The following is a 16,187-nucleotide window of genomic DNA, read 5'->3' as shown; positions in this document are numbered from 1 at the left end:
CAGGCAGCCGAGAGCGAGGAGCGATTCAGCCATGGACGGAGATTTCAGGACCGAATTTGTCAGGGAGCCAGGTGCCCTCAAGCACCATCCGGCATTGGTTTTGAACGCCGATTATCGCCCGCTTTCCTACTATCCGCTGTCGCTGTGGCCCTGGCAGGAGGCGATAAAGGCCGCCTGGCTGGACCGGGTTGATATCGTCGCCGAGTATGACGAAGTGGTCCGCAGCCCGAGTACGGTGATCCGAATACCGTCGGTGGTTGTCCTGAAAGACTATGTGAAACCCAGAAAGCGCGTGGCCTTCACGCGCTTTAATTTATTTCTGAGGGATGAGTTCCGCTGCCAGTACTGCGGCAGCCGGGGCGAACTGACTTTCGACCACGTCGTGCCGCGTGCGGCAGGGGGTGTCACCAGTTGGCAGAACGTGGTGGCCGCCTGCAGTCCGTGCAATCTGCGCAAGGGGTCGAAATCGCTGCGTCAGGCCGGGATGAGCCTGCGCAAGCCACCTCGGCAGCCTGACGCCAGCATGCTGCAGAATATCGGACGGAAGTTTCCGCCGAACCACCTGCATGAAAGCTGGATCGACTTTCTGTATTGGGACGCAGAACTGGACGCCCAGTAGGTTCAACGCGCGCGCCAGGCGGCCAGCCAGACCAGAACCAGCCCAGCGGATAGCAGAGCATTCCATCCGGCCATGGACAACCCGAACATCTCCCACGGGATATCATCGCACCGCACCAACGGGGCCGCCATGATCTGTTCCATCAGCTCCTCGGCAGACAGGCCGCTGATACTGCCCGATGTGCAACTGGACGGACCTTCCCAAAGACCACGCTCGACCCCGGCGTGATAGACGCCGATACCGGACGTGGCGGCGGCAGCGGCTGCGCCGAGGAGAGGCAGCAGGCGCACGCCCGGAAGTGCAAAGGCCAGCGCGCCGAGCAATACAGCCGCACCATGCGGGTAGCGTTGCCAGATGCACAATTTACACGGGGCCATGCCGCCCACATACTGGAACCCCCAAGCCGCAAGTAGCAAAGCTGCAGACCCACCCGCAGCCAGCAAAATGAGTGTCCGTTTCCGCGTCATATGTATTTCACCACCAGAAATCCGCCGATCAGAAGAATGATGAACAAAGTGAACATCAGCCCAAGCCGCTTTTCGATGAAGTCCCGGATAGGCTCGCCAAAGCCCCAAAGCAACCCGGCGACGATGTAGAACCGCAAAGCGCGGGCGAGAATCGAAGTGGCGATGAACGTCCCCAGTGGCATTCCCGTCCAACCGGACATGATTGTGATGACCTTGTACGGGAAAGGCGTGACACCGGCGGTCAGAACGGCCCAGAACCCGAAATCGTTGAACCGCTGGTTGAATTCCTGCATCGCGTGACCCTTGCCCATCGCTTCGAGGATGGGTTGTCCGATGCTGTCGTAGAAGAACGCGCCGATTGCGTATCCCAAAAGGCCGCCCAGGACCGAGAATACAAGCGCAACGGTGGCAATCAGCCATGCCCGCGATGGGCGCGCCAGAATCATCGGGATCATCAGCACGTCGGGTGGAATCGGAAAGACCGAGCTTTCGATGAATGCCACAAATGCCAACACCCACAGTGCGTGTGGGTGGTCGGCCAGTCGGATCGTCCGATCATAAAGCGATTGCAGCATCAGCGCGTGTTCCCAAGCTTTGTCATGACGAGGCAAACCACGCGTCCGACGGGGCGTCAACCGATCTGTCCCGGGCTGTTCGTCGATTGACCGTTTTTTGCCTCTGGACCTTCGGCCAGATGGGCGGTAATTCAATGCGCGTGGCCCAAGTGGCGGAATGGTAGACGCAGGGGATTCAAAATCCCCCGCCTTCACGGGCGTGAGAGTTCGAGTCTCTCCTTGGGCACCACCACCGCAACCGTTTTGATATAGTGTTCAGGGCATTTGCTCTGTCAAAGCTCGCGTGCTCGGCTGGCTAAACCTCGAGCATCCGGCCTCGAATTGGTGCGACGAAACTGCACGCGGACTAGCGGGATCTGGGCCGTCTTCGATGCAATATCAGGTGCGGCGGTAGAGTTTCCAGATCGTCAACTATAGCTACAACAAGGGTCGTCTGTGTCTCCGTTGCACGGTGTCTCTGGCAGCGTATCCGCGCGTGACTGGGCGCTGAAGTGGGCGCATTCCAGAGTGACGTGATCCTTGAAGCTCGCGCAATATGAATACGGCCGCTTTGGGTGCGGAGCTGTCAAACGATTGAAAGAACGCGATTATGGTACAGCGTCACCGGGACAGGCCGTGACGCCATCATTTGGCCATAGAAATTGGTGAAACAAAGAGCCGTGACAGGCACTGACGTAATATCGAAGCAGGCTATGACGAGAAGGGTTGGCGGGCACGGCTGTGCAGTTGCCATGGCTTTTGAGCTTTGCAATAACGGACCTCATAGTTCCCCGTCCCGGGTAATGATTATAGTTGGTTGATTTATGTGCAAAATCCTTGTGGTAGATCTGGATGGCACTCTTTTGAAGAGTGACATGCTGTACGAAAGCTTTTGGTCGGCTTTCGGACGGAACTGGCGCAGCCCGTTTCACTCCGCCGCGGCTCTGTTGGGTGGGCGCGCTTCTTTGAAACGTTACCTGGCCGAAGAGGCCGAAATTGACGTCACCTCGTTGCCTTATGATCCCAAGGTGGTGGAATACGTCGAGAAATGGCGCGCTGATGGCGGCAAGACCGCCCTTGTGACGGCCTCGGATGAGGGCATCGCCCAAAGCATCGGAGCCCATCTGGGTATTTTTGACGAGGTTTATGGTTCCGACGGGTCGCTGAACCTGAAAGGTGAAAACAAGGCCGAGTTTCTGGACGAACGCTTTGGTCCGGGCGGATACGCCTATATGGGCGATTCTCACGCCGATCTGGCGGTTTGGCGAAGGGCCAAACTGGCGGTTTCCGTGAACGCGGGGCCGGGACTGGCGAAACAAGCGGAAGCGGTCGCACCCAAGGTCGAGCATCTGCACACACACGAAGTGACCGCCAAGTCCTACCTCAAGGCGCTGCGTCCGCATCAATGGATGAAGAACCTTCTGGTCTTTTTGCCGATGCTGGCGGCCCATCAACTGACGGGGCAGGTCTTTTGGTTGTCTCTGCTGGCTTTCATATCGTTCAGCCTGATCGCATCCAGTGTCTATGTCCTGAATGACTTGCTGGACCTTGCAGCAGATCGGGCGCATCCGCGCAAACGCGCGCGGCCGTTTGCTTCGGGCAGCATTCCGATTTCGTCCGGAACGTGGATGGCTGCCGGTCTGCTGATTTCAGGCTCGGTCATTGCAGCCATGGTCCGGCTGGAGTTTTTCCTGGTGATGGTGGCGTATTATGTACTGACGACCGGGTATTCATTGTATCTAAAGCGCCAGTTGGTCATCGACATCTGTGTCTTGGCCGGCCTTTACACGACCCGGATCGTGGCGGGTGGAGCGGCAACAGGGTTGGAGCTTTCAGTCTGGCTCCTGGCATTTTCGATGTTTCTGTTCCTGTCGCTTGCTGCGGTCAAAAGGCAGGCCGAGTTGGTGGACTATGCGGCACGCGGTAAATTGTCGGCAACCGGGCGCGGCTATCACGTAGATGACCTTCCGATTATCTCCATGATCGCCGTCAGCGCGGGTTATGTCGCCGTTCTGGTGATGGCACTCTATGTCAGCTCGCCGGCGGTGGTGCAGCTCTACTCCTACCCGCAGGCCCTGTGGGGCGTGTGTGCTGTGCTGCTGTTCTGGATCACCCGGACCGTCATGATTACGCATCGTGGCAACATGCACGATGATCCCGTGATCTACGCGGCCAAGGACCCGGTCAGCCTGCTTTGCTTTGCCATAATTCTGCTGTTCGTTGTCGCGGGGTCAATGCTGTGACGGTTCAGGGATTGATTCTGCGCTATTCCGCCTTTGCCATCGTGGCGATGGCCTTGAACCTGGCTGCGCAGCGCGCAGTCCTGTCGCTTGGCGAGGGTGGCTGGTACTTCGCGGCTGCAGTGTTTGCGGGTACTCTGGTCGGCCTTGTGGTCAAATATACCCTCGACAAGCACTGGATTTTCTATGACCGGCAGACGGGACTGAAGGCCCACGGCCAGAAATTCTCGTTGTATACGGCGATGGGTGTGGTCACAACCGCAATTTTTTGGGGCACCGAGACGGCCTTTTGGGTGGTTTGGAAAACCGATCTCATGCGCGAGGTTGGCGCGGTTATCGGGCTGACAGTGGGTTACGTGATCAAGTACCATCTGGATAAGCGCTTCGTATTCAACACCGTCTCGGCGGAGGCGCGGGCATGAGGCTTTCCGGCTGGGGCAGGTACCCCGTTCTTGAGACCAGAGTGATCGCGCCGCGCAGCGTCGAAAGCCTTCGTTCGGTCGTGCGGGAGGGACCCGATGTGATCGCGCGCGGCAATGGGCGCGCCTATGGGGACAGCGCAATTGGGCGCACGACAACCGTACATACCCGGCATCTGAACAGGATGGTGTCCTTCGACAACCAGACCGGAGTGTTGGTTGCCGAGGCGGGGGTTCTGTTGGGCGACGTGATTGCAGCGTTTCTGCCCCGGGGTTGGTTTCCGATCGTTACACCGGGCACCAAATTCGTCACGATCGGCGGTGCCATCGCCGCAGATGTTCATGGCAAGAACCACCACCGTGTCGGTAGTTTCCGCCATTGCGTCGAATGGGTTGAGGTCATGGGCGATGACGGGGAGATCACCCGATGCAGCCGCGCGTCGAACAGCGCATTGTTCGATCACACCTTGGGCGGCATGGGCCTTACCGGGATCATCGTGCGGGCAGCGGTTCGGTTGCAGCCGGTCGAGACAGGTTGGATCAAGCAAAAGACCATAGCCGCACCCAGCCTTCAGGATGCGATGAATGCATTCGAGGCCGCACAGGATGCAACATACTCGGTCGCGTGGATCGACTGCTTGTCCACAGGCCGAAACCTGGGGCGGTCTCTGGTGATGCTGGGAGAACACGCTGCGGTCTCGGACCTGCCGGGGCGGTATGCCCGGCAACCCCTGATCTGCCCGACCAAGCGCAAAAAATCCGTTCCGATGGATCTGCCGTCGTTTGCCTTGAATCGCCATACGGTTCGGGCATTCAACGCCGGTTACTACTGGATGGGGGTTCGAAACGGCGATACCAAGCTGGTGAACTGGGATACGTTCTTTTATCCGCTGGACGCCATATTGGGATGGAACCGTATCTACGGTCGCAGCGGCTTTGCCCAGTTTCAATGTGCGTTGCCTATTCATCGTTCACGCGCCGGCCTGACCGAGCTTTTGCAAGCCATCGCTGGCAAGGGCATGGGTTCGTTTTTGTCCGTGCTGAAACGGTTCGGCCCGCAGGACAGTCCGTTTTCCTTCCCCATGGAGGGATACACGCTGGCGCTAGACTTCCCGATTTCCGACAAAACGCTCATTCTCATGGACAAGCTGGATCGGATCACTCTGGAACATGGTGGACGGTTCTACCTGGCCAAAGACAGCAGGATGTCGGCCAATACTTTGAACAGATCAGACGATCGCGTGACCCGATTCCGCGAGGCGCGCAACGTCAATGGTTGGCGGGACCGGTTCCGCTCGGCCCAGTCAGAAAGGCTTGAAATATGACAATGGAACCCGTTCTCGTTCTTGGTGCCCGGTCGGATATCGGCAAGGCCATCGCTCATGAGTTTGCCGAGCGGGGACACCTGGTCCAGCTGGCCGCCCGGAATGCTGAGACGCTCGAGACCGACAAGGCCGATATCGAACTGCGCTATGGTGTAGGGGCATCGTTGCACGAGTTCGACGTTCTGGAAGCCAACAGCTTCGATGGGTTCATCGATGCGTTGCCTGAATTGCCGGGCATCGTCGTATGCGTTGTTGGGTACATGGGCGAGCAGGCCGAGAACGAAAGGGACGCCGCCGCGGCTTCTCTGGTGATGCGCAGCAACTTCGAAGGGCCGGCTCAGATCCTCGGAGCCATTGCCAACCGGTTCGAAGAGCGCGGATCGGGCACGATCGTGGGTGTCAGTTCCGTGGCAGGTGATCGGGGCCGGGCGACCAACTATGTATACGGATCAGCCAAGGCCGGCCTGACCGCATTTCTGTCCGGATTGCGCAACCGGCTCGCCAAGAAAGGCGTGCATGTCGTGACGGTTCTTCCGGGGTTCGTCGACACGCAGATGACCGAAGGAATGGACCTGCCCGAGCGTCTGACCGCGCAGCCGTCCGAGGTTGCAGCCGCAACGGCCCGGGCGGTCGAGCGCGGTCGGAACGTAATCTACGTCAAGCCGATTTGGCAATTGATCATGGCGATCATCCGAAACATCCCCGAGCCGGTGTTCAAGAAGCTCAGCATCTGACCTCGCGTTGCCGGGTGAACCGGTCACCCATTACCGTCTCTGGGCGTAGTCGCGCGCTGGCTGTCGCTGGCTGCGAGGGCCTGAATGCAGCCCACGACAAAAAACGGCATGAAATACGTGACCAGACGACCGATATTGAACTGTACGTTCAACATGGCGATGAGCGAGAAAAACGCCAGCAGCGCCAAAACGTCCGTCCGGCGCAGGACCTGATTTGCAGCCTGACCGGTTACGGCAATCCACCAGCAGGCGGTCAGAACCAACAACGGCCAGACATTCAGATACAGTCCTTTGACACTTGTGCTGCCTTTCAGCGTGGACAGCGCGCTGGTGATGAATTGCCCAACTTGTCTCTGATTGTCGTTCACGCCGGGAAACGGAAATGCGGTAATGACAACCAGAAATCCAACGAACAGGCAGAACAGGGCGGCCGTGACCCTGGCCTCGTCGCTGCGCAAGGACATCATTGCCAATGCGCGCAGACCAAAGATCAGCAGCGTCACGATGATGATCTTTTCATTGATGAACGCGCCAAGAAACACGGTAAGAACAAACCACTTCCATTTCTTCTCGGCAGCCAACAAAAGGGCCACCGTCAACGGAAAGACCGATATGCCGTCATTGCCTTCCAGCGCCAGAAACTGCCCCAGAAACAGAACTGACGCGGCGCCGATGAATGCCCATTGCGCAGTGGTTCCAACACGCCGCAGCAAATAGGCGTAAACCAGAAGCGCCGTCAGGACCAGGTAGAAGACGTTGGCGGCACACATCGCGGCCAGAGCCTTGGCGTCGGCAACGCTGTCAGGAAGAAAGACTTCTCCTGACCCGGTAGACAGTGACACGAACGGCAGATTGTAGAACGGCAGCGCAAGTATGACCGAGCCTATGCGGTAAACATGCGGCGAAGGGGGAACGCGGCCACGCTCTTCATCCAGAAGATACAGCAGGTAGTGGGAATAGTCGTCGAAAGAGACCGCGCCGAAGTAAACGACGCGATATGTGTCGAAAAACATCTCTCCGGCGGCGACCGTAAAGACCAGCGCCAGAAACAAATGCCAGCGGAACTCGCTGATTGATGACGATTTGCTTTGCAAAGAAGAATAACCAATCACGCTGTGAACTCACACGAACAGGAAAAAACAAATAACCGATTGTCAGAAAACAAAAAATCTTCGAACTCAGCGACCTGATAGATCATACTTGACGCGCCGCGGACCGGTCAACACGGTGCGACACCCATAGTTGCGGGGTCAAGCCGGGGAAATTTTCGGGTTCCTCGTCATATGTGCGTCCCGGCGCCGGGGTCGGGCGCTTAACGCTTGACAACAGCGGTACGGGCAACAAACCATCGTGACTGTTGGGAGAATTCGGGAAAATTTGAGCTCATCCGTTGCCTGCTCATGCGGATTGTCATAATGGCTCGTCCCCCGGACAAGGGGCCTTTGGCCTGTCTTCCGTCCACAATAAGAATCTTGGGAGTTCCTAAATGATCAAGAAAAGCAAGCTCAGCCTCGGCGCGGTCGTGACCGCTGCCCTCATGGCTCCGGCGGCTTATGCCGAAGAATTCATCACCATCGGCACCGGCGGTGTGACCGGCGTGTACTATCCCACCGGTGGCGCGATCTGCCGTCTGGTGAACAAGGGCCGCAAAGAACATGGCGTGCGTTGCTCGGTCGAATCGACGGGTGGATCGGTCTACAACATCAACACCATTCGCGAAGGCGAGCTGGAATTCGGTGTGGCCCAGTCCGACTGGCAGTACCATGCCTACAACGGCACCTCGAAATTCGAGGAAAACGGCCCGTTCGAAGAGCTGCGCGCCGTATTCTCTGTTCACCCCGAGCCGTTTACCGTGGTGGCCCGTGCCGATTCCGGCATCAAGAACTTCGAAGACCTGAAGGGCAAGCGCGTCAACATCGGCAACCCCGGTTCGGGTCAGCGCGGCACCATGGAAGTTCTGATGGAAGCCCTGGGTTGGACCACGGATGACTTCGAACTGGCAACCGAGCTGAAGGCCGCCGAACAGTCGGCCGCGCTGTGTGACAACCAGATCGATGCGATGGTCTACACCGTCGGCCACCCGTCCGGTTCGATCCAGGAAGCCACCACTGCGTGCGACTCGGTTCTGGTGAACGTCAGCGGCGAAGCCGTTGACAAGCTGGTTGCCGACAACTCGTTCTACCGTACGGCCACCATCCCCGGCGGCATGTATCGCGGTTCGGACGCTGACACCCAGACCTTCGGTGTGGGCGCGACCTTCGTGACTTCGGCAAACGTGTCTGACGATGCGGTGTACGCGGTTGTCAGCTCGGTCTTCGAGAACTTCGACGACTTCAAAAAGCTGCACCCGGCCTTCGCCAACCTCAAGCCTGAGGAAATGATCAAGGACGGTCTGTCGGCTCCGCTGCATCCGGGCGCCGAGAAGTACTACAAAGAAAAAGGCTGGATCCAGTAATCCACCTTCAAGTCCAGAAACGAGGCGCTGTTCGCGCCTCGTTTTCACCGGTGAGAGGCCGGTAATACCAAAACTGCGCCGGAAACCGGCCGTTGGACGGGGAGACATTTGATGAGCGCTGATCAACAGGGCAATCGTCCGTTATCCGAAGAAGAACTACAGGAACTGGTTGCATCCTCGGATGCGGGGGCGCGGGACCCGGCTGGCAATGTCGGCTTGTTCCTGGCGATCGTGGCCGCGATCTGGTCGATCTTTCAAGTCGTTCTGGCGTCACCGATTGCCAACTATGTGCTGCCCGGCAGCGTTGTGAACAACGCGCGTCAGTTTCATTTGGCCTTCGCGATGTTCCTGGCCTTCGCGGCTTATCCAGCGCTTAAATCCAGTCCGCGAAACTACATTCCGATCCAGGATTGGATCATGGGTGTTCTGGGGGCCGGTGTCGCCCTTTACGGTTATTTCTTCTATGACAAGATCGTCAATGCGGGCGGTCTGGCGGACGATGTCGACAAATGGATCGCCCTCGGTGGCTTGATCCTGCTGTTCGAAGCCGCGCGGCGCGCGCTTGGCCCCGCCATGGCGATCATTGCGACGATCTTCTTGGCCTATGTGTTCTTCGGCTCGTCCGAGTGGGTGCCCGAAGTGATCCGCTGGAAGGGCGCCAGCCTGAAAAAGGCGATGAGCCACATGTGGATCACGTCCGAGGGTGTGTTCGGCATCGCCTTGGGTGTTTCGACGAAATTCGTGTTCCTCTTCGTTCTGTTCGGCGCTTTGCTGGATAAGGCCGGGGCAGGGAATTACTTCATCAAGATGGCCTTCGGCGCGCTGGGTCACTTGCGCGGCGGTCCGGCCAAGGCCGCCGTTGTCGGTTCGGCCGCAACCGGCCTGATTTCGGGCTCGTCCATCGCCAACGTCGTCACCACCGGCACCTTCACCATCCCGCTGATGAAGCGCGTAGGCTTTACCAGCGAGCAGGCCGGCTCGGTCGAGGTTGCAAGTTCGGTCAACGGCCAGATCATGCCGCCCGTGATGGGCGCCGCCGCCTTCCTGATGGTGGAGTACGTGGGCATCTCGTATGTCGAGGTCATCACCCACGCCTTCCTGCCGGCGGCGATTTCCTACATCGCGCTGGTCTATATCGTGCATCTCGAGGCCGTGAAGCGGAACATGCCCACTCTGGGCGACCGCGACGTGCATCTGGCGCGTACGGTCGTGGGGATGCTGATGTTCTTCCTGGTGTTTGCGGGGCTCTGCTATGGTTCGCAGTTCCCGGTGGATGCCGTCACAAGCTGGGCGCCGTCCAGCGCTGGTCTGATACTGAGCGTGGCGGTGTGCGCCGTCTATGTTGCTCTGCTGTACCTGGCGGCTCAGGTTCCCGACCTTGAGCCCGATGACCCGAACGCGACCGAAGTGAAGCTGCCGGTGATCTCCGAGATCTACAAGGCCGGCCTGCATTACCTGCTGCCGATCATCGTTCTGGTCTACTTCCTGATGATCGAACAGAAGTCGCCGGGTCTGTCGGCCTTCTGGGCGACCGCGCTGCTGTTCGTGATCCTGCTGACGCAGAAACCGCTCAAGGCGATCTTCCGGGGGCAGAGCGATCTGGCAAACTCCTTTGTCGATGGGGTTGCCGACCTGTGGCAGGGCCTGATCGACGGCGCGCGCAACATGATCGGCATTGCGCTGGCCACGGCCACGGCCGGCGTGATCGTTGGTACCGTGACCCTGACCGGTGTGGGGCAGGTGATGGCCGATCTGGTCGAGTTCCTGTCCGGCGGCAATCTGATCCTGATGCTGGTGATGGTAGGGCTGCTCAGCCTGATCCTGGGCATGGGGCTGCCGACCACGGCAAACTATATCGTCGTCAGCTCGCTGATGGCGGGCGTTGTGGTCGAACTGGGCGCGCAAAGCGGCCTGATCGTGCCGCTGATCGCGGTCCACCTGTTCGTGTTCTACTTCGGCATCATGGCCGACGTGACGCCTCCTGTGGGGTTGGCCAGCTTTGCTGCGGCCGCCGTATCGGGCGGTGACGCGATTAAGACCGGCTTCACTGCGTTCTTCTACAGCCTGCGTACCGTGGCGTTGCCTTTCGTGTTCATCTTCAACACCGACCTGCTGCTGATCGATGTCACCTGGGTTGAGGGGATCATAGTGGCCATATTCGCCACGATTGCGATCCTCGTGTTCACGGCCGGCACGATGGGCTACTTCCTGACCCACAGCCGCATCTACGAAAGCGTTGCGCTGATTGCGATCGCCTTCGCGCTGTTCCGGCCGGACTATTTCATGGATCGCATCTCGCCCTCGCACCTCGAGGTCGAGCCGGCCGGATTCGTGGAGGCCATTGGTGAGGCTGAACCCGGCACCGATGTCCGGGTCGTGGTCAGCGGTCCGGATTTCGACACCGGCAACATGACCGAGACCACGGTCGTCGTCACCGTGGGGTCCGAACCTGATGGTGCGGCGCGTGTTGATGCCATGGGCTTTTTGTTGATCGAGGAAGATGGCCTGGTGAAGATGGACGAACCTATGTTCGGCTCGCCCATCGCCGATGACCTGGCCAATTTCGACTATTACGCGGACGAGCCTGTGCGTATCGCATCCGCCGATCTTCCGGTCAGCCAGCCGCCCAAACAGTTGATCTATATCCCGGCCATGCTGCTGCTGGGGTTGATCGCCTTCCTGCAACGCGGCCGTGCCGCCAGACAAGAGGTGCCCGCATGACAAAATCCGTCCTGTGCGCCGTTGATATCAGCAACGGCAATATCGATGCTCCTGTCCTGAAAATTGCCGCGAAACTGGCCGATCTCGATGGGGCGCAGCTGGACGTGGTGACCGTACTGCCGGATTTCGGTGAAAGCTGGGTGTCCGGTTTTTTCCGGCCCGACTTCCACGACAAGGCGCAGCACGAAGCGCATGACAAGCTGGTTGAGCTGTGTGTCGATGCAGTCGGGTCGGAGCGCAATGCCAAGATCCGCCATGTCGTTGCAACCGGCACGGCCTATCAGGAGATCCTGAAGACCGCCGAAAGTGCCGGCAGCGATCTGATCGTGATCGGTGCGCACAAGCCGGATTTCAAGGACTACCTGCTGGGACCGAACGCGGCGCGAGTGGTGCGCCACTCGAACGTTTCGGTCTACGTGGTCCGCTAAACCCGCTAGTACCCGGTCATCTCAAGGTAGCCGCGCCCCTTGTGGCTGCCTGAAACGGTGACCGGTCCCTCCCAGTATTGAAAGCGCGTCCCCATCCAGGCTTGGGTGTTCTGAGCCTGGACGCGAATGTCCAAATCCTCGCCCGGGATGGTCACGCGCCAATCCGTCGGAACATCGCGGTCCGCGACCCGGCTGGTTTCCAGTGGCGTGAAGATACCTGACCCGTCCGGCAGGCTGCGGCTGGAACCGTCCGCGTTGATCCAGGTGGCTGAGGTATAGTCCCCACGTCCGCCGCGCAGGCGAAACGCCATCAACTTGTCGCCGTCCTCGAAATTGAGTGAGAACCAGTCCCACCCTGACTGATCGGCGGCCAAAGGCTGCGAAGACCACTCTCGGTCCAGCCATCCGCTCCCGGTGACCGCTACATCGCCGTCGGGCAGATGCAACGTGCCTTGGACGGCGTAGTCCGGCTGCGAATAATAGTAGCTGGCTTGCCCATCAGCGGATTTCACGGAAAAGCCATTCTCACCATGAAAGACCAGCGGCCCCGAAGCAGACAGGTTCAGGTCGTACCCGAAATCGGCTCCGTTTGCAGTCAGGGTCAGGGTCTGGAGCGTTGGTCCTGCCATGCGCCATTCGTCGATCCATGCTTCGAACGGGTCGGCCGTGACACCGGCCTGCCCAATTCCACCACGAGACAGGCGCTCGGCAAAGAAGTGGCGTTCCGGAGTTGTCAGCGCGGCATGGCCCATCCAGATCTGTGGGCTTTGCCAGCCAGCGGTTTCAAATGGCTTCAAGGCAGAGCGAAACAGGGTCCACTGTATGCCGTAGTCCCGACCGTCCTCTCCGGTCAGATTGGCCGTCAGGTACCACCATTCGATCCGATAGGATGGATGCGGGCCGTGGTCGGCGGGGAATTCGAACTGGTACTCTGGTTGTGGTACGTCAAACCCGTCGGCTGAACCGCCCAAACCGGCAAACCCCTGCGCCATTGCCGCAAGGGGCCAGAACAGCGCACACACGAGTAGTTTAGCGTTCATTGGCAAAGACCCTCAGCAGATCGGCCGGCGGCATCCGCGGAAGCCGCCAGGCAGGCAGCGCCGCGGCAAGGGCGGCGGCCACAAGTGTCCACAGCATGAGCTGCACCCATGACGACGGGAAAAGGTGCATGGGTAGCCGCCATCCAAACGCCTCGACATTGATGACGGCCAGCAGAATCCAAGCCAGTGCCAGACCCAGCGGCAAGGCGAGGCAGGCGGTAAGGAAAGCCAGAACCATGCTGCGCGCCAGTTCCAGTTTGGACAAATGCGACAGCGTCAGCCCCATTGCCCAGACCGGAGCGATCTGAGGCAGCCGCTGGGTCCAGAGCGTAAGCAAGCTGGTCAGAATGGCAAAGCCGGCCACGCCAAGCGTCAGGATGTTCAGAGCGGATGTCACGACAAATGTCTTTTCGAAGATCGCCATGGACTGCGCCTTCAGCGCGGCCTGCCGGATGATCGCGCCGGGGTCCAGATCAAACCTGTTCTGCAGGTCCGCCGCCAGCTCATCTACGCGCTCCGGAGCGATGCGAATACCAAACCGTCGGTTTTCGGCATTTGGCGCGACCCTGCCGAACAGGTCCATTGAGACGATCCCTTGCCCGGTCGAATTGCCGTAGTCGGAATAGACGCCAGCGATTGCCAGAGTGTGATCGGCGTTGAGCGCAATCGAATCCCCGGGCCACAGATCAGCACGGCGGGCCAGTTGTTCGTTGATCAGGATGGCGCCGTCGGCCAGAACCTTGGTCCATACGTCCGGGACAGCGGCGACAAGGGGCCAGTTGTCCCGGTAGGTCGCGTGATCGACCACTCCGTACAGAAACAGCGGGCCTGTTGGATGATCCAGCTCCACATTCCGTATCGGTAGGACTGCGTCAACGCGCGGGGTCAGCCATGTCTCGATCTCTAGACCTTGATCCGAGTCCTTTGCCGTGATGTATAGCTCGGCCATCAGGCGCTGGTCCAGCCAACCGACAAAGGTAAGCCGGAAGCTGGACACCATGGTTCCGACACCGATATTGGCGGCCAGGGCCAGCAGCAGAGCCATCAGTGCAAGCGACAGGCCCGGCAGCTGGGCCTGCATGTCGGCCAGCACCCACTGCCGAACCGGGTCACGGGCGCGCCCCGCGCACAGGTGCAATATGCTGGACAGAACCAGAGGCAGCAAAAGGGCGCTGCCGGTCAGAATGCCTGCCATCAGAGCGAAACCAGCGACCAATCCGTCAAAGAGCAGAAAGATCACGACCCCGCCAAGAGCGAGCCCAACACCCGCCAGTCCGGTCACGACGGCTCGTGTGCTGCGGCCACGCCATGCCTGCAAGCCTGGGCCGGACAATACCGGCATTCGGCCCAGACGCCACAGGGCGTATCCGCTGGCTGCCAGGGTTCCTGTGATGGACATACCCAGCCCGGCCAGCACCCAACCGACCCTCAGTTGCAACTGACCATCCACCGGTGCACCATAGAGCCCGCGCAGGGTTGCGGCGACATCGGGTAACAACGCTCCGGCCAGGAAAAAACCCAGCAGCAGGCCCATGGATCCACCGATCAAAGCCAGACCTAAAAGTTCGGCCAGAATGATGCGGGAAAGCGTACCCATCGGGACACCCATCGCGCGCAGACTGCGGACCATTCCACGGCGCTGCGCAAAGGCCAGCCCAACCGTTCCGTGCACGATGAACAGCCCTACGGCGAAGGACAGCAGGCCGAACGCGGAAAGGTTAAGGTGGAAGCTGTCGGTCAGGCGTGTAGTGTCGACGCTGTTGGAAGGGGGCTGACGGTTCAGCTCCGGCGCAACCTGGGACAGGGGCGCAACTCCGCGAGGCTGATCGGGCAGGATGGCAAGTCGCGAAATCTCACCCGGTTTGTTCAACAGTGTCTCAGCCACGCCGATATCGGTCAGAACCACATTGGGGGGAAGCGCAGTGCTGGCGATCGCCGGTGGAAGATCGGGCTGATCCTGCAGCATTGGCACCAAGTCTGGTGGCGCCAGCAGTCGGCCGGGCGCGGTCAGCATGGTCGCCGGGTCGGGTGGGGCTTCTTCCTGTTCCAGTCGCGTTACCGCCGGAAGCGGCGGGTGGGCGACAAGGTCTACTCCGGTCAAAAGAACCGATCGGTCCCCAACCCTGTACCGACCTTCCAGAACGGCCGCGACCTGCCATCCGGCGTGACGCAGATTTACGTATGTGTCCAAAGGAATGTGGCCGGATGGATGCCGCAGCATCTCCATCTGCCCAAGCGCCAATTGTTGGTTGGCACGCGCATAGCTGGCACGGGCTTCGGCGTTGATAGCCTGGACCGCCGACCAAAGGCCTGTCGCAAGCGCGATTCCGATCAGCAGCGTGGCCAGTTGGATACGGTGCCAACGCCAATGCGACCAGAGGGCCTGGATCACGGTGCGCGTCATGCGATCCGCCCGTTTGCCAGGTGTGCCGTTTGATCAAGCCGGGCTGCGATCACGGGCGAATGCGTGACCAACAGCAGGGCTGCCCCGGTATCTGCAACCAAGGACAGCATCAGCTCCAGAACCGCCGCGCTTGCAGTCTCGTCCAGGTTTCCCGTTGGCTCGTCCGCCAGCAGCAGCTTGGGACGGACGGCAAGGGCCCGGCCAATCGCGACCCGCTGTTGCTGGCCGCCCGACAGATGTTCGGGATAGCGTTGGGTCAATTCGGCGAGACCGAGCGTCGCGGTCAGATGCGCGACCCACTCGGGGTCAACGCGATTTGCCAGCCGGGCATGAAATGACAGGTTCTGCGCAACCGTCAGCGACGGGATCAGATTGAATTGCTGGAACACCAGCGACACGTCTTCGCGCCTTAGTAATGCGCGGCCGCGATCGTCCAGTCGCGACAACGCCGTGCCATCCAGAACGATCTCACCGCTGTCAAAACTGTCCAGCGCGCCGGCAAGGTTCAGCAACGTGCTTTTGCCGCTGCCACTTTCGCCGGTGATGGCAAGCGTCTGACCGCGTTCCAGCGACAACGATACGTCGTTCAGGACAGGCCGCCCGCGCGGGTAGGTTTTGTGGATATTCTGTATTTCCAACAACATGATCAGTCTCACCTAGTGCGCTCTACAATGTGCGGCGCGCCGATCCGCTGTCCAGCCTTCAAAAAGTTTCGGTTCTTTTCGTCGCACGACTGCCCGCTGTCCGGCCTTGTGCCTTGAGGGCAGAGCCGCCATTGTGC

Annotated in this window: 14 protein-coding genes and 1 tRNA gene; 9 read left to right on the top strand and 6 right to left on the bottom strand. The window is 59.8% G+C overall.

The window, feature by feature from the left end; all coding sequences use genetic code 11:
• Positions 1-31 precede the first annotated feature (31 nt).
• Positions 32-619 carry an HNH endonuclease gene (locus ACR0MM_RS03155; protein ID WP_093962158.1) on the top strand — a complete coding sequence of 196 codons (588 nt, stop codon included), beginning with the start codon at positions 32-34 and terminating at the stop codon, positions 617-619.
• Between the two features lie 2 nt (positions 620-621).
• On the opposite strand, the gene ACR0MM_RS03150 is transcribed toward ACR0MM_RS03155, so the two are convergent.
• Positions 622-1,086 (bottom strand): disulfide bond formation protein B, encoded by a 465-nt coding sequence (locus ACR0MM_RS03150; RefSeq protein WP_480694362.1) that lies wholly within the window; start codon positions 1,084-1,086, stop codon positions 622-624.
• On the bottom strand, positions 1,083-1,661 hold the full coding sequence (locus ACR0MM_RS03145; RefSeq protein ID WP_093962156.1) for a YqaA family protein: 579 nt from the start codon (positions 1,659-1,661) through the stop codon (positions 1,083-1,085). The genes ACR0MM_RS03150 and ACR0MM_RS03145 overlap by 4 nt, the downstream gene beginning before the upstream one ends.
• 143 nt (positions 1,662-1,804) lie before the next feature.
• Between ACR0MM_RS03145 and ACR0MM_RS03140 the strand changes: the two genes are divergently transcribed.
• The 5 genes from ACR0MM_RS03140 (at position 1,805) to ACR0MM_RS03120 (ending at position 6,358) form a co-directional block, all read left to right on the top strand.
• Positions 1,805-1,890, top strand: a tRNA-Leu gene (locus ACR0MM_RS03140).
• 574 nt (positions 1,891-2,464) lie between these two features.
• Positions 2,465-3,883, top strand: a complete 1,419-nt coding sequence (locus ACR0MM_RS03135; RefSeq protein WP_480694360.1) for a UbiA family prenyltransferase — start codon at positions 2,465-2,467, stop codon at positions 3,881-3,883.
• A complete protein-coding gene (locus tag ACR0MM_RS03130; RefSeq protein WP_480694359.1) occupies positions 3,880-4,302 on the top strand; it encodes a GtrA family protein in 423 nt (140 codons plus the stop codon). Before ACR0MM_RS03135 ends, ACR0MM_RS03130 begins: the two co-directional genes overlap by 4 nt.
• A complete protein-coding gene (locus ACR0MM_RS03125) occupies positions 4,299-5,624 on the top strand; it encodes an FAD-binding oxidoreductase (protein ID WP_480694357.1) in 1,326 nt (441 codons plus the stop codon). Before ACR0MM_RS03130 ends, ACR0MM_RS03125 begins: the two co-directional genes overlap by 4 nt.
• 2 nt (positions 5,625-5,626) lie before the next feature.
• Complete coding sequence (locus ACR0MM_RS03120; protein ID WP_480694355.1) at positions 5,627-6,358, top strand: SDR family oxidoreductase; 732 nt, start codon at positions 5,627-5,629, stop codon at positions 6,356-6,358.
• A 23-nt stretch (positions 6,359-6,381) separates the two neighbouring features.
• Here the strand turns inward: ACR0MM_RS03120 and ACR0MM_RS03115 are convergent, their stop codons facing one another.
• Positions 6,382-7,452 (bottom strand): hypothetical protein, encoded by a 1,071-nt coding sequence (locus tag ACR0MM_RS03115; RefSeq protein ID WP_217359926.1) that lies wholly within the window; start codon positions 7,450-7,452, stop codon positions 6,382-6,384.
• A 392-nt stretch (positions 7,453-7,844) separates the two neighbouring features.
• On the opposite strand from ACR0MM_RS03115, the gene ACR0MM_RS03110 reads away from it, so the two are divergent.
• The 3 genes from ACR0MM_RS03110 to ACR0MM_RS03100 all read left to right on the top strand — a co-directional run bounded on the left by ACR0MM_RS03110 (position 7,845) and on the right by ACR0MM_RS03100 (position 11,962).
• Entirely contained in the window at positions 7,845-8,813 is a 969-nt protein-coding gene (locus ACR0MM_RS03110) for a TAXI family TRAP transporter solute-binding subunit (RefSeq protein ID WP_170338481.1), read from the top strand.
• Positions 8,814-8,924: 111 nt separating this feature from the next.
• The gene (locus tag ACR0MM_RS03105) at positions 8,925-11,534 is read left to right on the top strand and encodes a TRAP transporter permease (RefSeq protein WP_480694353.1); all 2,610 of its coding nucleotides are present in this window, start codon (positions 8,925-8,927) and stop codon (positions 11,532-11,534) included.
• Positions 11,531-11,962 (top strand): universal stress protein, encoded by a 432-nt coding sequence (locus ACR0MM_RS03100; protein ID WP_170339026.1) that lies wholly within the window; start codon positions 11,531-11,533, stop codon positions 11,960-11,962. The genes ACR0MM_RS03105 and ACR0MM_RS03100 overlap by 4 nt, the downstream gene beginning before the upstream one ends.
• 5 nt (positions 11,963-11,967) lie before the next feature.
• Here ACR0MM_RS03100 and ACR0MM_RS03095 read toward each other — a convergent pair whose 3' ends face one another.
• From ACR0MM_RS03095 to ACR0MM_RS03085, 3 genes are read right to left on the bottom strand one after another with little or no spacing between them, the layout of a single operon-like run.
• Positions 11,968-13,002, bottom strand: a complete 1,035-nt coding sequence (locus ACR0MM_RS03095; protein ID WP_480694350.1) for a lipocalin-like domain-containing protein — start codon at positions 13,000-13,002, stop codon at positions 11,968-11,970.
• Positions 12,992-15,406: an ABC transporter permease gene (locus tag ACR0MM_RS03090; RefSeq protein WP_480694348.1), complete on the bottom strand. Its 2,415-nt coding sequence runs from the start codon at positions 15,404-15,406 to the stop codon at positions 12,992-12,994. Before ACR0MM_RS03090 ends, ACR0MM_RS03095 begins: the two co-directional genes overlap by 11 nt.
• The gene (locus tag ACR0MM_RS03085; RefSeq protein ID WP_170442781.1) at positions 15,403-16,050 is read right to left on the bottom strand and encodes an ABC transporter ATP-binding protein; all 648 of its coding nucleotides are present in this window, start codon (positions 16,048-16,050) and stop codon (positions 15,403-15,405) included. The genes ACR0MM_RS03090 and ACR0MM_RS03085 overlap by 4 nt, the downstream gene beginning before the upstream one ends.
• Between the last annotated feature and the right edge of the window lie 137 nt (positions 16,051-16,187).

It is taken from the genome of Ruegeria sp. BC6 (assembly GCF_056539185.1).
The sequence above is the reverse complement of the archived record's forward strand: the minus strand, read 5'-3'. Positions and strand labels throughout refer to the sequence as shown.

What these genes read in the sequence shown, in the direction of transcription:
- ACR0MM_RS03155 (WP_093962158.1), top strand. Translation starts at nt 32, where the DNA reads ATGGACGGAGATTTCAGGACCGAATTTGTCAGGGAGCCAGGTGCCCTC.
- ACR0MM_RS03150 (WP_480694362.1), bottom strand. Translation starts at nt 1,086, where the DNA reads ATGACGCGGAAACGGACACTCATTTTGCTGGCTGCGGGTGGGTCTGCA.
- ACR0MM_RS03145 (WP_093962156.1), bottom strand. Translation starts at nt 1,661, where the DNA reads ATGCTGCAATCGCTTTATGATCGGACGATCCGACTGGCCGACCACCCA.
- ACR0MM_RS03135 (WP_480694360.1), top strand. Translation starts at nt 2,465, where the DNA reads ATGTGCAAAATCCTTGTGGTAGATCTGGATGGCACTCTTTTGAAGAGT.
- ACR0MM_RS03125 (WP_480694357.1), top strand. Translation starts at nt 4,299, where the DNA reads ATGAGGCTTTCCGGCTGGGGCAGGTACCCCGTTCTTGAGACCAGAGTG.
- ACR0MM_RS03120 (WP_480694355.1), top strand. Translation starts at nt 5,627, where the DNA reads ATGGAACCCGTTCTCGTTCTTGGTGCCCGGTCGGATATCGGCAAGGCC.
- ACR0MM_RS03110 (WP_170338481.1), top strand. Translation starts at nt 7,845, where the DNA reads ATGATCAAGAAAAGCAAGCTCAGCCTCGGCGCGGTCGTGACCGCTGCC.
- ACR0MM_RS03105 (WP_480694353.1), top strand. Translation starts at nt 8,925, where the DNA reads ATGAGCGCTGATCAACAGGGCAATCGTCCGTTATCCGAAGAAGAACTA.
- ACR0MM_RS03100 (WP_170339026.1), top strand. Translation starts at nt 11,531, where the DNA reads ATGACAAAATCCGTCCTGTGCGCCGTTGATATCAGCAACGGCAATATC.
- ACR0MM_RS03095 (WP_480694350.1), bottom strand. Translation starts at nt 13,002, where the DNA reads ATGAACGCTAAACTACTCGTGTGTGCGCTGTTCTGGCCCCTTGCGGCA.
- ACR0MM_RS03090 (WP_480694348.1), bottom strand. Translation starts at nt 15,406, where the DNA reads ATGACGCGCACCGTGATCCAGGCCCTCTGGTCGCATTGGCGTTGGCAC.
- ACR0MM_RS03085 (WP_170442781.1), bottom strand. Translation starts at nt 16,050, where the DNA reads ATGTTGTTGGAAATACAGAATATCCACAAAACCTACCCGCGCGGGCGG.